15 protein-coding genes are annotated in these 19,034 nt (G+C 36.8%); 2 read left to right on the top strand and 13 right to left on the bottom strand.

Translation table 11 applies throughout. The features are described from left to right. Positions 1–22: 22 nt before the first annotated feature. The 12 genes from ACOQO5_RS04355 to ACOQO5_RS04410 all read right to left on the bottom strand — a co-directional run bounded on the left by ACOQO5_RS04355 (position 23) and on the right by ACOQO5_RS04410 (position 16,025). Entirely contained in the window at positions 23–379 is a 357-nt protein-coding gene (locus ACOQO5_RS04355; RefSeq protein WP_420580463.1) for a four helix bundle protein, read from the bottom strand. Between the two features lie 38 nt (positions 380–417). After that, entirely contained in the window at positions 418–2,820 is a 2,403-nt protein-coding gene (locus tag ACOQO5_RS04360; protein WP_420580464.1) for a 3-hydroxyacyl-CoA dehydrogenase/enoyl-CoA hydratase family protein, read from the bottom strand. Further along, entirely contained in the window at positions 2,813–3,277 is a 465-nt protein-coding gene (locus tag ACOQO5_RS04365; RefSeq protein ID WP_420580465.1) for a MarR family winged helix-turn-helix transcriptional regulator, read from the bottom strand. The genes ACOQO5_RS04360 and ACOQO5_RS04365 overlap by 8 nt, the downstream gene beginning before the upstream one ends. A 125-nt stretch (positions 3,278–3,402) precedes the next feature. Further along, the gene (locus ACOQO5_RS04370; protein WP_420580466.1) at positions 3,403–5,211 is read right to left on the bottom strand and encodes a tetratricopeptide repeat protein; all 1,809 of its coding nucleotides are present in this window, start codon (positions 5,209–5,211) and stop codon (positions 3,403–3,405) included. A gap of 382 nt (positions 5,212–5,593) precedes the next feature. Continuing rightward, on the bottom strand, positions 5,594–7,351 hold the full coding sequence (locus ACOQO5_RS04375) for an Ig-like domain-containing protein (protein WP_420580467.1): 1,758 nt from the start codon (positions 7,349–7,351) through the stop codon (positions 5,594–5,596). After that, positions 7,348–8,232: a class I SAM-dependent methyltransferase gene (locus ACOQO5_RS04380; RefSeq protein WP_420580468.1), complete on the bottom strand. Its 885-nt coding sequence runs from the start codon at positions 8,230–8,232 to the stop codon at positions 7,348–7,350. Before ACOQO5_RS04380 ends, ACOQO5_RS04375 begins: the two co-directional genes overlap by 4 nt. A gap of 3 nt (positions 8,233–8,235) precedes the next feature. Then, positions 8,236–10,098 (bottom strand): tRNA uridine-5-carboxymethylaminomethyl(34) synthesis enzyme MnmG, encoded by a 1,863-nt coding sequence (gene mnmG / locus ACOQO5_RS04385; RefSeq protein ID WP_420580469.1) that lies wholly within the window; start codon positions 10,096–10,098, stop codon positions 8,236–8,238. A 79-nt stretch (positions 10,099–10,177) separates the two neighbouring features. Then, positions 10,178–10,609: an rRNA maturation RNase YbeY gene (ybeY, locus tag ACOQO5_RS04390; RefSeq protein ID WP_420580470.1), complete on the bottom strand. Its 432-nt coding sequence runs from the start codon at positions 10,607–10,609 to the stop codon at positions 10,178–10,180. After that, the gene (locus ACOQO5_RS04395) at positions 10,609–11,010 is read right to left on the bottom strand and encodes an ATP-binding protein (RefSeq protein ID WP_420580471.1); all 402 of its coding nucleotides are present in this window, start codon (positions 11,008–11,010) and stop codon (positions 10,609–10,611) included. Before ACOQO5_RS04395 ends, ybeY begins: the two co-directional genes overlap by 1 nt. Before the next feature lie 33 nt (positions 11,011–11,043). Continuing rightward, positions 11,044–14,091, bottom strand: a complete 3,048-nt coding sequence (locus ACOQO5_RS04400) for a DUF4175 family protein (RefSeq protein ID WP_420580472.1) — start codon at positions 14,089–14,091, stop codon at positions 11,044–11,046. 245 nt (positions 14,092–14,336) lie between these two features. After that, positions 14,337–15,665 (bottom strand): ABC transporter substrate-binding protein, encoded by a 1,329-nt coding sequence (locus tag ACOQO5_RS04405; RefSeq protein WP_420580473.1) that lies wholly within the window; start codon positions 15,663–15,665, stop codon positions 14,337–14,339. Next, entirely contained in the window at positions 15,666–16,025 is a 360-nt protein-coding gene (locus tag ACOQO5_RS04410) for a hypothetical protein (protein ID WP_420580474.1), read from the bottom strand. It abuts the gene before it with no gap. An 85-nt stretch (positions 16,026–16,110) separates the two neighbouring features. Between ACOQO5_RS04410 and ACOQO5_RS04415 the strand changes: the two genes are divergently transcribed. Continuing rightward, positions 16,111–16,803 carry a ComF family protein gene (locus ACOQO5_RS04415; protein ID WP_420580475.1) on the top strand — a complete coding sequence of 231 codons (693 nt, stop codon included), beginning with the start codon at positions 16,111–16,113 and terminating at the stop codon, positions 16,801–16,803. A gap of 47 nt (positions 16,804–16,850) precedes the next feature. Here ACOQO5_RS04415 and gldJ read toward each other — a convergent pair whose 3' ends face one another. After that, entirely contained in the window at positions 16,851–18,080 is a 1,230-nt protein-coding gene (gldJ, locus tag ACOQO5_RS04420) for a gliding motility lipoprotein GldJ (protein WP_420580476.1), read from the bottom strand. 237 nt (positions 18,081–18,317) lie between these two features. On the opposite strand from gldJ, the gene ACOQO5_RS04425 reads away from it, so the two are divergent. Next, positions 18,318–18,941 carry a sigma-70 family RNA polymerase sigma factor gene (locus tag ACOQO5_RS04425; protein WP_420580477.1) on the top strand — a complete coding sequence of 208 codons (624 nt, stop codon included), beginning with the start codon at positions 18,318–18,320 and terminating at the stop codon, positions 18,939–18,941. Positions 18,942–19,034: the final 93 nt, after the last annotated feature.

Below are 19,034 nucleotides of genomic sequence, written 5' to 3' on the forward strand. Positions count from 1 at the left end.
TTTAGTCGTTAGATGTTAGTTTTTAGACTTCTCTAACTGTTGATATTAATTTTCGGGTCATCTTCTGAAATTTGTTAATCTCAGAAATAAGCTTGTCTGTTTCAGTATTTGATAAAAAATCTAAATTTTCTGCAATAATCAATTGAGTTTCTAATTCATTGGATGAACCAATTGATATATTCAAAAAATGAGCAAAATCATTCGGTGTATTTCTTCCTGAGCCTTCGGCTATATTGGATGGTATAGAAACCGAACACCTTTTCATTTGACTTGCTAGACCATACTTTTCAGAATCAGGAAAATTGTCAATTAGTTTGTAAACCTGTATGACTATTTCGATTCCTCTTTGCCAAACTTTCAGTTCTCTAAAATTGTGCATGGTCTAAAGTCTTTTATCTAAATACTAATGTCTGAACTTTAGTTCCTCAAGGGTTTCCCTTTGAACAAAATGCTATGAATTCGCTCCAAAGTTTTTGGTTCACCCGTCAAACTCAAGAACGCTTCACGCTCCAGATCCAAGAGATACTGTTCTGAAACTTCCGTAGGTGCAGAGAGGTCTCCACCGTTCATCACCCAAGATATTTTCTGAGCAATTTTCATGTCGTGATCGGAAATGTAATTTCCGTATCTCATACCGGCCACACCTGCTTCGAACATCGCGAGTCCGGATTTTCCCTGTACTTTAATATCCGTTCTTTGTGCAGGCTGAGTATATCCAGCTTCTGCCAATTCAATGGCCTTGTTTTTGGCATCCGCCAAAAGTCGTGCTCGATTCAGCGTGAATTCATCTGATTTTCTGACGAACCCTAAGTCTCTAGCTTCATAGGCAGAAGTCGCCACTTTCGCTGTTGCGATAGTCATGAAGTTTTCCTGCAATACATTCAACTCCGGGTCTCCTGGTCTATAGGCGTCTGATGTTCTTAATGTCATCTCTTTGGTACCACCCCCTCCTGGGATAAGTCCAACACCCACTTCTACCAATCCCATATAAGTTTCGGTATGTGCCTGAATGTGATCCGAGTGCAAGGACAATTCACAACCACCTCCCAGTGCCATACCAGAAGTAGCGACTACAACCGGAATGGAAGAGTATCTTGCCCGCATCATGGTATTTTGGAAATGACCTATCATCATATTGATTTCGTCGAAATCCTGATCTCCGGCATACATAAATAGCATGGCCAGATTCGCTCCTGCAGAGAAATTTTGTCCTTCGTTGCCGATGACCAATCCTCTGTAGCTTTCCTCTGCTTTTGAAATTGAAGTATTGATTCCTTCAATAATCTCAGCACCCATCGCATTCATTTTTGTGTGGTACTCCAAGTTGAGAATACCATCTCCAATATCGTAGAGTGTACACCCTGGGTTTTGGTAGACAATATTGTTTTCCTTGAAGGCATCGAGAATTATAAGGCCTTCAGTTCCTGGGATTACTTTGTACGACTTGGATGGAATGTCGTAATACAGTTTTTTACCATTTTCGAATTTGTAAAAACTCTCGTGACCAGCGGCGATCATTTCTCCTACCCAATCGGCTGGTTTCATGCCGGCTTCTTCCATTTTGGCTGCTGTATCTTTCACTCCTAGCACATCCCAAGTCGCGAATGGTCCAATTTCCCAAGCAAAGCCTGCAGCAACTGCATTGTCAATTCTGTAAAGCTCGTCTGCAATTTCTGGAATTCGCATGGAGCAATATTTGAACATATCATAAAATGTAGCTCTGTAGAATTCTCCGGCTTTGCCTTCTGAATTGACCAAAATTGGAATTCTTTCCTTTACATTTTCAATATCCTTTACCTGACCGATGGCATCGAAGTGTCCTTTAGTTCTAGGACCATATTCAAAAGTTTTCAGATTGAGTTCAAGGATTTGCTTCTTTCCATTTTCATCCTTGGTCTTTTTGAAATAGCCTTGTTTGGTTTTGTCGCCCCACCATTTTCGGTCGTACAATTCTTGTACAATTTTTGGCAGTTTGAATTTTTCTCTAGATTCATCGTTTGGTAAACCTTCGTACAGATTGTTGGCCACGTTGACTGTGGTGTCCAGACCAACTACGTCCATGGTACGGAATGTAGCCGACTTTGCTCGGCCAATGATCGGGCCTGTAAGTTTATCCACCTCACCAACAGTGAGGCCGATTTTTTCTACGGCATGCATACCAGACATAATCGCGTAGATTCCAATTCGATTAGCGATAAATGCAGGTGTGTCTTTACATAGTACAGTTTCTTTTCCAAGGAATAGGTCTCCATAATTCATCAAGAAATCAACTATTTCTGGATCTGTCTCTTTAGTTGGTATAATCTCCAACAATCTCAAATATCTCGGAGGGTTGAAAAAATGCGTTCCGCAGAAATGCTTTTTGAAATCCTCGCTCCGGCCATCGGCCATAAAGTGGATAGGAATACCTGAAGTATTGGAAGTTACTAACGTACCTGGCTTTCTATATTTTTCTACTTGTTCGAAAACAATCTTCTTAATATCAAGTCTTTCCACGACCACTTCCATGATCCAATCGTATGCCGAAATTTTCGACATATCATCTTCAAAATTTCCGAGGGTGACCAGACTTGCACTCTTTTTATCATAAAGTGAAGCAGGCTTCGATTTCATTGTATTCTGAAATGCAGTATTGACAATTCGGTTACGAACCGCTTTGTCTTCAAGTGTGAGACCTTTTGCCTTCTCTGCTTCCTCCAATTCTTTCGGCACAATATCGAGGAGCAATACTTCTACTCCAATATTTGCAAAATGACAGGCGATTCGAGATCCCATGATTCCGGAACCAAGTATCGCTACTTTTTTTATAGCTCTATTCATTTTCGATTAACTGTATTTTTTGGTCAAGATTTTTATTTTCTTCTATTACATTGTCAATGGTGGTCATCACTTCAAAAAAGGCTTCTAGTTTTTTAGGTGATACCGATTCTCTCACTTTTTCATTAAAAAAAATGACGGCTTTTCTTGAAAAGTCTCTTTGTTTTTTTCCTGCTTCAGTAAGATAGATTCTTACAGAGCGTTTGTCTTCTGTATCTCTTTCTCTATAGATCAGTCCGGTTTCTTCCATTGTTTTGAGCATACGGGTCAAACTTCTGGATTCCATCCCGAGTAACGGCGCGATTTTCGTTGCGGGTGTACCTTCGTCCTGATCAATGTTGAGAAGTACAAATCCTGATGAAGCGGTAATGCCTTTCATCGCGCCTCCCTGGTTATACATTCTAGATATGGCATGCCAAACTACTTTGATGTGATAATCGACCGTTTCTTCTTTACGCATGTGCTTCTCGAATTAAGTAAGTAACTTTCGGTGGAAACCAAAGATATACAAAATATGTTATGCATGCATACTATATTTTGTAATTATGTTTTCTGTTGAAAAGAATCTGAGGAGTGTGCCCGGGCTTAATTGATATTATCTCCTCTCAGTTTGCGGAATCTTTTTCTTGCTTCAGCCACATAAACACTTCCTGGATAGGTAATCAAAAAGTCTTTGTAAATTTCCATGGCCTTAGGATTATCATACAAATGTTCTTCATAAACCTGAGCAGATAAGAACATAGCGTCATCGCCTAAAATATCTGTTGGATAACCACTGAGAATAGCGCTCAATTCCAATAAGGCATTTTCAAAGTTGCCCTTTTCCAGATTAATTCTTGCCATCTTCCAATAGATCTCATCTGTTAATGAATGGCCAGGATAGTCTTTTAACATTTTTCCAAAAGCAACTAAGGCACTATCCTTTTTGTTTTGGAAAAGCAAAAGTTCAATTGAAGCAAATTTTTTCATTACAAAATCCGATGAGTCCAATGCAGTATTGTCCTGAATCAGTAAACTGAGTGCAAGTGCGTCATTGGCAATCTCTCTAGTGGTGGCTAATTTTAAAATATCAAGATGACTCTTGGCCAATTCGAAATTGCCTTGAAAATAATTCAACTGGGCGTTCTTCAATTTCGCATCATAACCAATCGGACTGTCCTTGTTACTCTTCTCTACCTGCGAGTAGAGCAAGGTGGCTTCCCAAGGATCACCTGTCAATAAATATATATCGCCCAAGTCAAGTTTACTTTTTGCTTTAAGTGAGGGATTAATTCTAGGCGCCGATATGATCTCATTCAAAATGTTAATTGCAGAATCGAATTCGTCTAAATAAAATGCATGCAACAAAGCTTTGCTTCTATAGGCTTCAATAGTCTGTGTATTTACACCAATATCCAGTATCAACTGTTTGTATTCGTATGTCAATTCACGAATAGCCATCTTTTCCACTGGAAAATCGTTTTTTACTTTTTCTTCTCGGGTTTTTATTATCTGTCGACGAGCTGTAATGTAGTTACCAGTGTTTGGATATGTCTTAGTGATGTAGGTATAAATCTCAATGGCATCATCATAAGCTTTATTCTTTAGGGCAATGTTTCCAATACTCATTACCCTATTGCCATGTGTCTTAAATTTTTTGTCCACAGCTTTAGCCTGAATATAAGCACCATAAAAATTGTTCTGTTGCAAATTCACCCAGATCAGCAGTTCCGGGTAAATTTTCTGATTAGGATTTTTTTGAATTTTCTCTATGAGTATTTCTTGAAAATTCTGAATGTCTGCTTCCTTTTGAAGAATATTCTGGAGAATGTTTTTCACATATCTCAGATTGTTTGGTCTAATCGAAGCAAAAACTAAATACTCTTCTATCATTTCCGATTGCTGATCGAGCAAACGATAAGTATTTGCTAATTCTAATGCATAACTGGTTTTGTCTTTACTACTTTTTCTAGCTTGTTGATAAGATTTGAGTGCATAAGGCGAAAGCTGTTTGCTAATAAAATATTGTGCAGCTGTGCCTATAAGAAATCTATTCTCTTTAGAGTTTTCTATGGTTTGATTGAATCTAACTTCTGCTTTTTGTATATCGCCCATTTGCTGATAAAGAAGCCCATAGTCAATTTGGTAATAAACATTTGACGGATAATATCTTGTTGCCTTCTTCAGATGTTTTTCAGCTTGTTTATAATCACCCTTTGAAATTAGAATGTTTAGATAGTTGTTATGTATCTGTTGGATGTATTGTGGATTACCGGCTAGCTTTTGATATATATCCAGCGCCTTGTCGAATTCGCCATTGATAAAGTACTCATTGGCAAGTTGAACCTGATTAGAATTTTGCGCCGCCCCGAGTGTTGGAATTATTATTAATATCAAATAAAAAAATCTCTTCATTTCTCAGTTGTCCACACTTTGACCAAAACCCTAAAATAAAAATATAGATTAAAGAAATTATTATTCTTTATTAGGGACGTGGATATGTGTATAAGTTTTTGTTTTGTTACTCTTTGTTATTGTTTAGTGTATTACTTAAATCTAGCTACATCTTATTCACATCATAAGTTATTGATTTTTAGTTTGCTATTGACTTATCAACAGATTCTTTCTCCTTTGTGAATTAGTTATTTACATCTACGATTGCTGGGAGAAGATGTTGATATTTCATGACTTCTTGAAAGTTATCCTTGGGTTGAAACTGAATGGTAGATAATTATGAACTTGTCCGAAGAAGTTCACGGTTTATTCCACCTTGATTTACAATTTATCCACAGGGATTTTAGAAAGAAATTTGAATGTTTTCTAATTGCCAATTGGCCCGTACATCAAAGATTTCACTATAGAAATAAACACTTTCAGCCATTTCGTCTTTAAGTATATTGCCATATGACCACCGTCCATCTGAATTGTTGTCTATCATTACTCGAAAGGTGTATTTTCCAGGTTTTACAAATGGAAAAGAAAACTCAGCGGTATTATGAAGCTCTTCAATGACTTCATATTTGGCATTAACGAGCTGTAGAGTATATGAGTCGTATGAGGTATTGATTTGACCACTTACAGAGCCCAGTTGATCGAGCGATTTGAATTTATATGTATGTTGTACTGAAGCTGAGCTGTCTCCTTCTATACTAATAAAGGTTCCTTTTGGAAATGTAAGAGTTACCTGATTCGTATTAACCTTGGAAAAGTATTTGTACTTTGCTAATCTAACAGAGTCAACATTGGCTGTATCACTTGCAGTTGTAAGAGAATCAACTTCGGTAGTATCTCCATATATTTTGAGTAGTGTGTCTATTTCATTTTGGAGAAAGTGCTTATCCAAAAGAATGTCGAAATTGAGTTGGGTTTTGTTGTGATTCCATGAAATAGTACTATCCGGTATGAACTCCTTTTTGAGCGTATCATAGTTTATAATTATACTGTCTTGGTAGAATTTTTCAATCGGTTTATCAAACGAATAGGTGTGATGAACGAAAGGATCTACATATTCATTGTCTGATGGTATGAATGATGATTTGAATGCATCAGGTTTTCTTGAGGTCTCTAAGAATTTTATATATGTAGTGTCATGTGTCTGATTAAACATGCTGTCTGTAGCAGTAATGAGTAGACCTAAACTATCGACATCATATTGAAAGTCTTCAATTGGATAGAACCTTAAAATCTTGTTGCCTTTAACTCTATTATTCGGAGGTATTGGAAGGATCGATGTTGAGTCCAATTTTTTAATGTCGTATGCTGTAAAAGGCTTATTGTACTGAATATCAAAATAGCGTCCAGTGTTTTTTGATCTGATATATTTAAACTCTGATGCATTGATTAATTGTGTTCGTATGTAGACGGAATCTCTGGATAAATGGAGATTTAAAGAATCTACAAGGAATCCGTGAGCTTCAGTTTCAGGATTGAGAATGAGGTTTTTATTTTCATCATTGAATGTAAGAATTTTGTAATAGTCATTCTTAATGTTCTCTATGAGGAATTGTCCTTGCTCATTGGTTTTAGCGAAGTAGCGAGGTTTATCTTTTAATACATCTAATGAATCAGTTAATTGATAAAGGCCGACAACAAATCCTTCTTTGTCTTCATTGTTATATAGATCGGTAATTTTTCCGTTGACATAAATAGAGTCGATGTAATGTCCTGTTGAAAATGCAAAGCTTAGATTGACAGCAGGATTTTTTTCTGTGACATCTACTACACCATCTGAAAAGTTTAAAGTAAAAGTGGTACTATCACTAAAGGGTTCGTCAAATTCTAACGTGAGTTCATTCTTTCTAACTTTCACATTGAATTTGTTTTCAATGTGGGGCGTGATGAGTAATTGACTTTTAAGTTTATCTGCATTAACTCTTTCATCAAAGATGAAGTGAAATTCCTGCCCGTGGTATGCTATAGATTTATTGGCTGGTGTGGTTTCCAGTAATAGTGGCGGAATAGTATCTCGAGGGCCACCTGTAGGCGTGCCTTGATTGGCACAAGAATATATATATAATGATATTACAATTAAGAATAAGGGAAATAAGGATTTCATGCTTGTTTAAATATATATATCAAACTGGAATAGTTTTTGTTGTTTTTACGTGCCCAAGTATTTGATTTCCAACCGTTTATAACAGATTTTAGATAATTTATTTTACCTGTTTTATGTTTTTCACTAAGCATACTGACATAATAAGCGTCAAGTTTCATAGGTAGAGTTTCTTCCAATGTGAACTTGTTATATTTCATTAACTCTTTGATAGTCAGTTGATTGAAATGATATAGATGTCTTGGAACATCGTAAGCAGCCCAGTGCTGTTTATATATTTTTTGATCCAATGACTCGTGATTGGGAACGGCTATAACTAATCTTCCTTTTTTCGATAAATGCTTTTTGAGCGCCTGAATAGTTTCATTGAGATCATGTACATGCTCGAGTACATGCCATAGTGTGATGATACCAAATTTCTTATCAGGCAGATCATCGATTGAACCTACGACATTCAAGTCGTGATCGCTGATGGCAATGGTTCTTGCCATTTCATCTGGTTCGATGCCGATTGTTTTCCAGTCTTTGTTTTGTTGAATAAAGTTCAACAAATGACCTGTTCCACATCCATAGTCCAGAATGGATTTTTTGGATGCCAATCTTTTGATCAGGTTGAATTTTTTTCTGAGCGTATAGTTACGTGCTAATTTGTATACCCAGTTGATCAGATTGTTGGCCTGATTTGTATGCGATATATAATCTTCAGATTGATAGTATGATCCAATTTCATCTTTCCCTGGGCGAGGTGAAGTGAGCAAAAGTCCACAATTAGAACATTTCATTATTGCGAAACTTTCTTTCGAAACAGAGTAGTCGTCACAAATCATGTGATTGTTGAACTCTTTGGAATTGCAAGAAGGACAGGATTCTACTTTTTCGTACATAAATTATCGAGCCATATAGACCATCAATACAGAAATATCTGCGGGATTAACTCCACTGATTCGTGAAGCTTGTCCGAGATTTGTCGGTTTAATATTAGATAGTTTTTCTTTTGCTTCGGCGGACAAAGCTGGAATATTTCTATAGTTGAATTCACTAGGAATTTTTTTGTTATCCAGGTTACCCATTTGATCAGCTAGACTTTTTTCTTTCTCTATATAGGTTTCATATTTTACGAGAATAGATGCCTGCTCGAGTATATCGAGAGGTGTGTTTTGAGTGTACTCTTGAGCATCTTTATGAAACGCTATTATGTCGTGGATGTCTAATTCTGGTCTACGCAGAAAATTGATCAGAGGAGTTTTTTCTTTGATAGTAGCGGAATTGATCTCGTTGAGTTTTCCATTGATTTCAGCTGGTTTTACTTTGATCTTGCCAAGCTGATTGATTAGCTCGTCTGTATCTGCTATTTTTTGATTGACTGTGTCGAGTCGTTCTTTAGAGGCAAGACCAAGCTGATGACCGATTCCTGTTAATCTTATATCGGCATTGTCTTGACGAAGAAGAATTCTGAACTCTGCACGGGAAGTGAACATTCGATATGGTTCGTCTGTTCCTTTATTGATAAGATCATCTATAAGTACACCGATATATGCTTCAGACCTACCTAGTACGAAGGGCTCTTTGTCATGTACTTTATTGTGTGCATTTACTCCGGCCATTAATCCTTGACTGGCTGCTTCTTCATAGCCAGTGGTACCGTTGATTTGTCCTGCGAAATATAGGTTATCGATGAGCTTGGTTTCAAGAGTTGGAGCTAACTGGGTAGGTGGAAAATAATCGTATTCAATTGCATATCCTGGTCGAAACATTTTGACGTTTTCAAATCCAGGTATTTTTGTGATTGCTTTGTATTGAACATCTTCTGGTAAACTTGTTGAGAAACCATTCACATATATTTCTACCGTATTCCAGCCTTCTGGTTCTACAAAGATTTGATGCCTATCTCTTTCTGCAAAGCGATTGATTTTGTCTTCAATAGATGGACAATATCTGGGTCCTAATCCTTTTATTCTTCCGGTGAACATAGGAGATTTCTCAAAGCCTGTCTTTAAAATATCATGTACTTCAGCGTTGGTATATGTGATATGACAGGGCCGTTGATTCTTTAATGGTTTGGTATCGGTAAAAGAAAATTTACCTGGGGTATCATCTCCAGGCTGCTCTTCCATAACCTGCCAGTTTAAAGACCTTCCATCTACTCTAGGTGGAGTACCTGTTTTCATTCTTCCTGACTCGAAGCCTAATTCGACGAGTTGTTCAGTAATACCAGTTGCAGCTTTCTCCCCTGTTCTACCACCGCCAAATCGTTTTTCTCCGATATGGATTAGTCCATTGAGAAATGTACCGTTAGTGAGTACCACGGATTTCCCCATGATTTCTATTCCCATGCTAGTTCGTACGCCAATAACACGATTGTTCTTTACAACAAGACCAGAAACCATTTCTTGCCAGAAGTCGACGTTAGGCGTTTGCTCTAATGCAATACGCCATTCTTCTGCAAAACGCATTCTATCATTTTGTGTACGAGGACTCCACATAGCTGGACCCTTGGATTTATTGAGCATCCTAAATTGGATCATTGACTTATCTGAAATGATTCCTGAGTATCCGCCTAGCGCATCTATCTCTCGAACGATCTGTCCTTTGGCTACTCCGCCCATAGCAGGGTTGCATGACATCTGCGCAATGGTATTCATATTCATAGTGATGAGCATCACTTTTGAACCCATGTTAGCTGCTGCTGCTGCTGCCTCACAACCGGCATGTCCGGCGCCAACTACTATAACATCATATTGTGGAAACATGAAATATCTTCTTGTGTTCCACGTGAAACAGTTGTTCGAAGCACATAAAAGTGTTCCACGTGAAACGTTTTAAATTGTCTTAACTCTGAAATTGCGGCAAAGATAAATAAGCATTCTCTTTTTCTCTCATAAGTGATTGCTCAGCATCGGTTTTGTCATTGAATCCCACAAGGTGTAATACGCCATGTATAATGACGCGACGTAGTTCTTTTTCAAATGGAATGCCCTGATCCTGTGCGTTGTCTTGCACTCGTTCTATGCTTATGAAGATATCACTCTCAACGATGCCCTCCTCTTCTGAATTGTCGAAGGTGATGATGTCGGTGTAATAATCGTGCTGGAGATAATCTACATTAATTTGATGTAGGTATTCGTCTGAGCAGAAGATGTAATTGATTTCAGAAAGTTCATGGTGCTCTGATGAAATGGTATGAGCGATCCAGGAGCTGATGATTTCTTTATGAGAAAGCTCAAAGGCAGTGTCTTCATAAAAGAAATTGATTTCTGCCATTACGGTAGGTAAAAGCTGAGTTCTACTTTTTTTCCACTGTCTGCAAAAGAAACCTCATCACATAAGTTCTTCATTAAAAAGATTCCTCGACCTCCTGGTTTCTCAAGATTTTCAGGTGCAGTGGGGTCAGGTAGATTATCATAGTCGAACCCAGGCCCTTCATCTTCTACGATGAACTTTACTTGATTGTCTTCAAGAGAGAGAGACAAATGTACATTTTTTGATTTATCAGATTGATTGCCATGAACAATCGCATTGTTGACTGATTCTGTGACAGCGATCATAATATTACCGTATATATCATCCGTGAAATTATATTGCTCTTTGGCATTATCTATAAAGCTTTCAATGATTCTAATGTTTTCTGAAAGCGACGGAATCTGAATTTTAATGGCGTCCATTATTCTCTGTTAATCAATTTGTTTGCAAATATATTACTGTTCGTTCAACCTGCGGAAATATTTATTTACTTCTTCCTTATAGTAAGGATTCATCTTAGGTGGAACGGTATTCAGTAGTTCAAGTTCCTTTTGTTTGGCTTTTATATAATCTTCAAACTCAGGAGGTAGGTTTCTTTCGTAATTGGTGGCTTGTTCTGCCTCTCTCTCATCGTCGAGTTCGCGTTCACGTAAGGCATCTTCTGCTTTGAGCATACGGGTAAGGATGTCTTTTTGTCTATTGATGGTTTGTTGGGTGATTCGTTTATTCACCAAATCCATCTCAGTCTTTTCCATTTTGTCTATGGCCTCCTTTAAATTCTTCCCTGCTCCTCCCTCGTTTTCACCTAATTGGTCTTGCAATTTTTGAAGTTCACCTCGTAGCATTTCTTGTTCGGCTGCTAATTCAGCCAATTCTTTTGACAATGGCCTTCCTGATTTGCCGCTTTTCTTTAAATCTTCAATTTTTTTATTGAGTTGTTTTTGTAACTCCGAAAGTCCAGGAAGCTTTTGTTTTTGCCCTTTCTGCCCTTTTTGTGGTTTTCCCATAGCATCAGCCATTTGTTGTTGCATTTGTTGAAGTACATCATCAAGTAATAGAGCGAGGTTGTTGATAGATGTCATGGCATATTGTTGATGAGTAGTGGCTTCAGTTTTTCTCCTGTCTTTTAGTCCTTGTAAACTGGCTTCTACTTCATCGTTCATAGCACCAACTTCACGGGTCACAAAACTTTGTATTTGAAATACGCGATTGGCTAAAGAGAGTAAACTGTCTTCAATAATTTTTGCATCGTCTTTCAGTTTCAATTGTTGCTGAGATAGTGTCACATACCTTGGGTCGCTTTGATTCACTCCCTTAAACTCTTTCATTATATTTTCTTGATCAAAGGAAACCTTTACCAAATTGTCAACTATATCTCTTAAATGGTCGAGGTTTTCTTGCATCATGGTCATTTCCATACCTGCTTGCATCTCCTCCATTTTCTTTTGCATTTGCTTCATTTTATCGGAAGCATTCTGTTGAGATTGAGAAGATTTCTTTCTTTTTTTCTGCTCAAGCATTTCTGAGCTTTGCTGCTGTTCCTCTTGTATTTCTAATTCTTCTTGGTCAAAGTCTTCGAGATTTTCTGGCTGTTTCATCTCTTCATTGAGTTCTTCCAATTGATCCATTTCTTCCTGGAGATCTTCAAATGATTCGTTGAGCTCTTTCTGTTTTTCTTGAAGAGACTCCATTTCATTATCCTTATCGAGTGTCTCTTCGGCCAGGTTTTGCTGCTCCTGACTCAGCTCGTCTAAGTCATTGATGATCTCGTCCATTTTATAATCAAACTGTAGACGCTTAAACATTTCTATAGCTCGTTCAATTTCTTTTTGTAAATTCTCCTCCTTACTCTCTATCTGATCCATGATTTCTTCAATGTCTTCAGATCCATTTTGTTCTTCTAAAAGCTTTTTGAGTTCGTCGTAAAGCATTTTAGTTTCTTCATCTAGAATATCATCCATCAATTTTTGCAACTGATCTACTTTTTCTTGAAGCTTTTCGTTTGGTTTATTAAATCGCTCTTGTTTTTTCGCGAGATCTTGGTTTTGCTGAGATATTTTGTTGAGCGCTTCTTCTAGCTTTTCTTTTTGTTTGATCAGGTCATTAATCTTTTTATTCTCTTGCCAATTGAGGTTTTCTTTACTTTTCAGGTCGTTTTGTATATCCTTGATTTGCTCATTTAGGTCTTGAGCTTCTTCTAATGATTTGTCTAATTCCTTTTTAGCTCCACTGGCTTGTTTATCCAGCTTTTCTTTGATTTCCTTCTTTTCAGGTATTTGGAAAGTATATGTGGCACTTTGTGTGGGCTTACGACCATTTATACCATCGTTGTCCCAAACTCTCACAAAATACTCAACGGACTCTCCTTCTTGTATATCTAAAGAGTCTAATTTCCATTGGTAAAAGTAGTCTTGAGAAGAAAGACTCTTATTATAAGGAATTGGGAGCGAGTGCCTTACATCGTTTTGATCATAGATAAACTCTAGTTTAGAAATGCCATAGTCGTCACTAATGAGGCCATTGAAAACGATAAATGCAAAAAGTGTTGTATCCTGGAATGCGTTGACAGAAATTTTTGGGTATTCATCTTTGATTACCTCTATTTCGTAAGCAATAGAGTCCTTGTTTGGGCTATGTTTGTTTTCTAACTTTAGCTTATATAAATCACTTTGTTTAACTCTTTTCTTTGCTTCAAATAGTTGATTACTAGTACTTTCCAAATCGATAATGGATTTGTCTTGGTCAAAAAACATTTGAACAGATTCAGTTTCAATAGTTTTTATTCTCCAATTAATCTGTGTGCCTTCAGGAACAGTAAGGTTTCCGACGTTCTCCAATGTTTCATTCTTTTTGCCAGTATAGTTGGGATAATCCAGGTTAATGTTGAACGTCTTAATGTCTGGTCTTTGTAGAACTACGACTTCATGTTTAATTGATTTGTAATCCGCAGCATCTATAATAAAATTGAAGTTGTCTTGCACTTTATTGAATACATATTCCAATCGATGATTAGAATTTTTCTTCATCTTGGCTGTTCTACCTCGCGCACTGACGTAAACTTGTTCAGGAATTGCCGACCCGGTTACCTCAACTTCCAAGACAAAATCTTCATTTTTGAAGGCTATAAAATTTTCATTTAATGGTGTGATGGAAAAGAGCGAGCCAGGGCCAAACTCTTTTTCATAATTTACAATCCGGTTTGTACTTTCAGTCAAATACTGAGGGACAATTAAAAATATCAAAAGAAGAATGAATCCAGGGTAGGCAATATACTTGAGGTATTTTTTATTCGATTTTAAGTCAATGCTGGAGTTAAATTCGAAAGGCGTGATCTCTAAGGTACGTTTTTCAATACTCGCAACTGCTAAACTATTGTCAGCAGAAGAAATATTCCATAACTGTATGGTATTCAGTAACTTATCACTAATATCAGGGAAAAATTCGCCAATTGTTTTGGCTGCTTCCTCATCGCTTATTCGGGAATTGGCCCGGATAATATTCAAATACGGAAGTACTATTAGTTTGAATAATAAAAATAATAACGTAAATAAAAGAGTATAAAAAAGAATGGTCCTTGCTGTGGAATTAGGTAAAAGAGAGCCTTCAATTCCTGTTGCAACTAGGTAAATTGTAAGGATAAGTGAGGTAAAGAAAATGGAATTCTTAATGAGAATATTTAGATAATACTTCTTCTTAAAAGCATTAATCTTGTTTTTCAATATGTCTGTTGATTTATTCAAACGTGTATTTAATAAGATTTGATTTTCTTAAAAGATGCCTTCTTAACTATAGTACTAATTTTTGTTTTTGAATCAATACCTAATAATTCATTGTTATAAATAACATACTCAGGATATGACTCTAAAATCAAGAACTTTGAATTTTCAGTGCCTTTGAGCTTTTTAGCCAATTGAATTCTTGAGTATTTTTCATTGCTTTTATTCCAAAATTCCACCTCCATGTCCTTTATTACGATTTGTGGGTCAGTTGGATTTATATTTTCAGGAATAGTCTTGACAAATTCAATAGCTGGAGTGTTTAAGAAATATTGGTTTGAGTCATTTTCAATATCTGAGTACCATTGAATTTTGTGGATTGTAGAATCAAGAACATCCCTTGTTAAAAGACTATCTGATTTGAGGTCTATTGATGCCCAAATCTTTTGAAGGAATAGACTATCATGTACTTCTTTAATTTCTAAGTATTTAATAACTGATCTGTTGCTTTGCGTAACCTGATAAGCTGGATATTGACTTGTCAATATTTTGTTTAGACGTTTGGTTTGTGTCGAATAAGGTGATTGATATGGGTTGAATAAAACAAGGTCTAACTGACCACGCAAAAACTCTGAATAAACTAAATCTCTATTTTTGAGAAAGCTCAACTCAATAGATTGAATATTGCTCAAGCTTGTAGAACGACGGATAAGACGAGCTGAGATGTCTTCATTCAATTCGATTAATTCAAAATCTCCACTCCCAATATATGATCCATTACTTTCTTTAAACAGTGTAAAAACTGGATCCTGAAACCAGACAAGTAATTGCTCCTTTTTGCTTCGAAGATTGATGCTAAAACTGTAAGGATTGATAATCTGGAATCCATTAGGAATGGAGTCAGTGATGCCACGGTTTTCTCGGTACCAGTTGACTAACCCAAAGCCGTTCATGGATGAAAATAGCTGTTGCACGGATTCATTGCTATATTGATATTGAATAAGATACTTTAAGAAATCATGAACAGCTTGTGAATCAACGGGACTTCCGTCGTGAAAATATTTCTTCGGATTTAAATTGAATGTATAGCGGCCTTGAAGTGTATCGAATTGATAGGTCTCAAATAGATGACTGGAAAAATCTAATTCCATGAATTTTTCAAAAACCAGCTCTTTTACAAATACTTCACTTCGGTTATTGGATTGAAGAGGGTTGAGTTGTAAGATATTATCTTGAAAATTGATTCGAATGCTTTTTTTTCCGTATGGTTCTTTTGAATCAACGACTTTAGCAGGTGTTTCACATGAAACGAAGAGAAGGGTTCCGTAAAGAATGAGAATATATGATTTTATTTGATTCATTTAGTTGATTATACCAATCTCATCGGAAAAATACTCCAGCACGTACATTTTTAACAATTTTTCTTGTTCTAGGACATCAAAATGAGGTAATTGTTTTTTTAAAACCCAGTGTGGCCAACCATCTTTATCCGTTCCTTCTAGTGAATAGAACCCCGCAAGGCTTAAGCATTTGCATATACCCAAATGTATAAGATCTTGTTTTTCTTCCTTCGAAAAATTGTCATAGCCTCGGCCAAGCTCTTGAACACCAATAAGAAACAATACTCCTTTTAGATCAGCAGGTTTTCTTCCTAAAACTTCTTTGAGCTTTTCCCTCAACTTTACCCATTTTCTTTCTAGGTCTAAATCTTTTTTGAGCATTCTCTTAAATCATTTCTCACCTTAATATCAAAGATATTCTACCTTGTGTATGAAATAGACCAGGTAGCAGTTTAATTTTCACAAGATGATGAAAAAATATTTGAAAGACTTGTTGTCGTTGATCTACCCAAACGTTTGCTATAACTGTGATATAGCTCTGGTCGAAGGGGAAGATAAAATTTGTTTAAGGTGTTTCAGAGACTTTCCTCTCACAAATTATCACGAAACCGATCCTAATCCTTTGATTCAGATTGCTGCTGGAAATGAAAAAGTTAAAGGCGCTTTTTGTTATATGAAATTCAACAAAGAAGGAGTAGCGCAAAAGTTATTGCATGAATTGAAGTATAAAGGAAACGATACGATAGGCCTACTTCTTGGCGAATGGTTTGCTAAATATATTGAAAGAGAAATCTCGTCTTTGGAATTAGATGGAATTATTGCAGTGCCATTGCATAAAGCAAAAAGAAGAAAACGCGGCTATAACCAAAGTGAGGTAATAGCTAAGGGTATTCAGAATGTTACAGGGTTGAAAATTTTTCGTGATGCGTTAATCCGAACTAAAAATGTAAGCACACAAACAAAAAAGGGAAAAGTGGAGCGATGGCAAAATGTTGATCCTCTCTATCAAGTTGTTGATAATGATTCAATAATTGGCAAAAAGGTTCTATTAATTGATGACGTGATAACTACTGGAGCTACGATAAGTATGGCTGCAGAAGCCCTAGTTGGTTCAGGTGTTGACGAAATATATTTCGGTTGTATCGCTTCGGGCAAATAAAAAAGGCCGATTCGAAAACCGGCCTTTGTATCTAAGTTTGTTGTCTTTTAGTAGTTAGTTCCTGCTCTTATCATCGCACATCGGAAACCAATGGTAGATGTAGCAGAATCTTCTTCCAAATATCTTCTTTGTCCTGGAGACATCCAGTAAGCAACATCTGCCCATGACCCTCCTTTATATACTCTTACTCTATCGTTAATGAGAGAATTGTGATTAGCGAAATCATAACCATCTTCTTCATCAAGGAAGCCATCTCTTCTTACTGGATTGAGATCATCAAAATCTTGGTAAGAAAGTGGACGGTAAACATCCTGTACCCACTCATTTACATTACCTGCCATATTGTATAGACCAAAATCATTCGGAGGGTAGTCATAGATGTAAGTAGTAATCATAGCCCCATCGTTCAACTTACCTGCAATACCAGCATAATCTCCTCTACCTCTTTTGAAATTAGCGAGGAATGTACCTAGTTGCTTTCCATACGGATTTCTTAAAGCGTGACCATCCCATGGATACAGTCTACTATGCGTTTGGTTTTCATCTAACCACTGTGTTCCGATAAGTGCGAGAGCAGCATATTCCCATTCAGCTTCGGTTGGGAGACGATAGTTAGGCAATACGAAACCTGATTCTAATGGTATTCTTCCTGCAGATGGTAAATCAGCTTCAGCCTCTATAGCTTCGTCATAATATCCAGCATCTTCAGCTAATTTTTGATTTACTACGATAGATCTCCAAGTACAATAGTCTTGTGCTTGCTTCCAAGTAACTCCAACTACCGGGAAAAACCTAAATCCTGGGTATCTCAAATAATGATCGACATAAGGATCGTTGTAGGCAAGATTTTTCGCCCATACTGTAGTATCTGGTAAGGCAGACTCGTAAAACTCACGAGATGAGTCTAATCTCACATAATGCAAATACTCTAACCAATGAATGTTGGCAACTTCAGTTTCATCCATGTAGAATGACGCAACTGTTACGGTTCTTTCATGATTATCGCTTTGATTAGCAACATCTTCTTCAAAACTACCAAGGATAGTTCTACCACCTTCTATAAACCTTAGGTTGGGTCCATCCGGTTGACCACGAAAGTCATTGACCTGAAAGCCACTTTCTTCTTCGTTGAAAGCGAGACCGGTTGCTGTACTAGATTCGCCTGGATTATGACTTGTAGCATGACCACCACCGCCCATAGACCCACAAGAGGATATACTCAATGTGAGACCAACAAGTAATGCTGATACGTTTAAGTAGGGAACAAATTTTTTCATAACAAACTCAAATTTTATTCAAGCTCCTAAAATAAGGACAATTTTTCGTAAAACAAACACCATAAAATGCAAGCTGAGAAAATAATCACAATTTATCCCCAGACAATGTTTGCTAGTCCCTAGAAGGAGATTAACATTTTTTATCTATATATAGAATCCAAAAATATTTAATTTATTGTTCATCTGCATAACTTTTACTTGATTATGAATGTTCGGGAGTTTATATACACCGGATAGGTGAAGAATATTTTAATTAAATTTGCAGGTGAAAACATGTCACAAGCTGAAGCTGCACTATATCGTCCCTTGCTACACACCATCGCATATAAGATTGTGGGGTGTTCGGCTATAGCCGAAGACATGGTTCAAGACACTTTTTTGAATTGGTTCAAAAATGAAAAGAAAGAAGTAAAGGATGCTAAAGCGTATCTGATTTCATCTGTTAGAAATTTGAGCATCAATCATCTGAAAAAGAAAAAAGACGAATTATTCGATAATTTGGCTCCAAGCTTTCCTTCTTTTAGCATTAGCACAGACATTACATATTTGGATATAAAGCAGGAAATTTCGCATTCAATGGCTGTATTGTTGAAAAAACTACCTCCAGCTGAGCGAGCAGTTTTTGTATTGAAAGAAATATTCAATTTTGAATATGCAGACCTACCAGATATTATAGGAAAAACATCTGACAATTGTCGTCAGTTGCTGAGTAGAGCACAACAAAAGCTGAATCATGAAAAGGAACGCTTTGTCCTTGAACCTCAAAAGTTGACACAGTTGATTGGTAACTTTAAAAAGGCGACCTTAGGAGAGTTCGAAGGGCTTATCAAATCCTTGAGAGAAGATATAGGAGTAGAGTAGAGATGATTATGTCATCGAGATTCAATTCCAATGGCTGATAACTACCTAATTATTTCATTTCTTTACCAAGACTCCCTAAATTATCCATACGAA

This window comes from Reichenbachiella sp. (assembly GCF_965223055.1).
In the GTDB taxonomy this organism is placed as follows: Bacteria; Bacteroidota; Bacteroidia; order Cytophagales; family Cyclobacteriaceae; genus Reichenbachiella.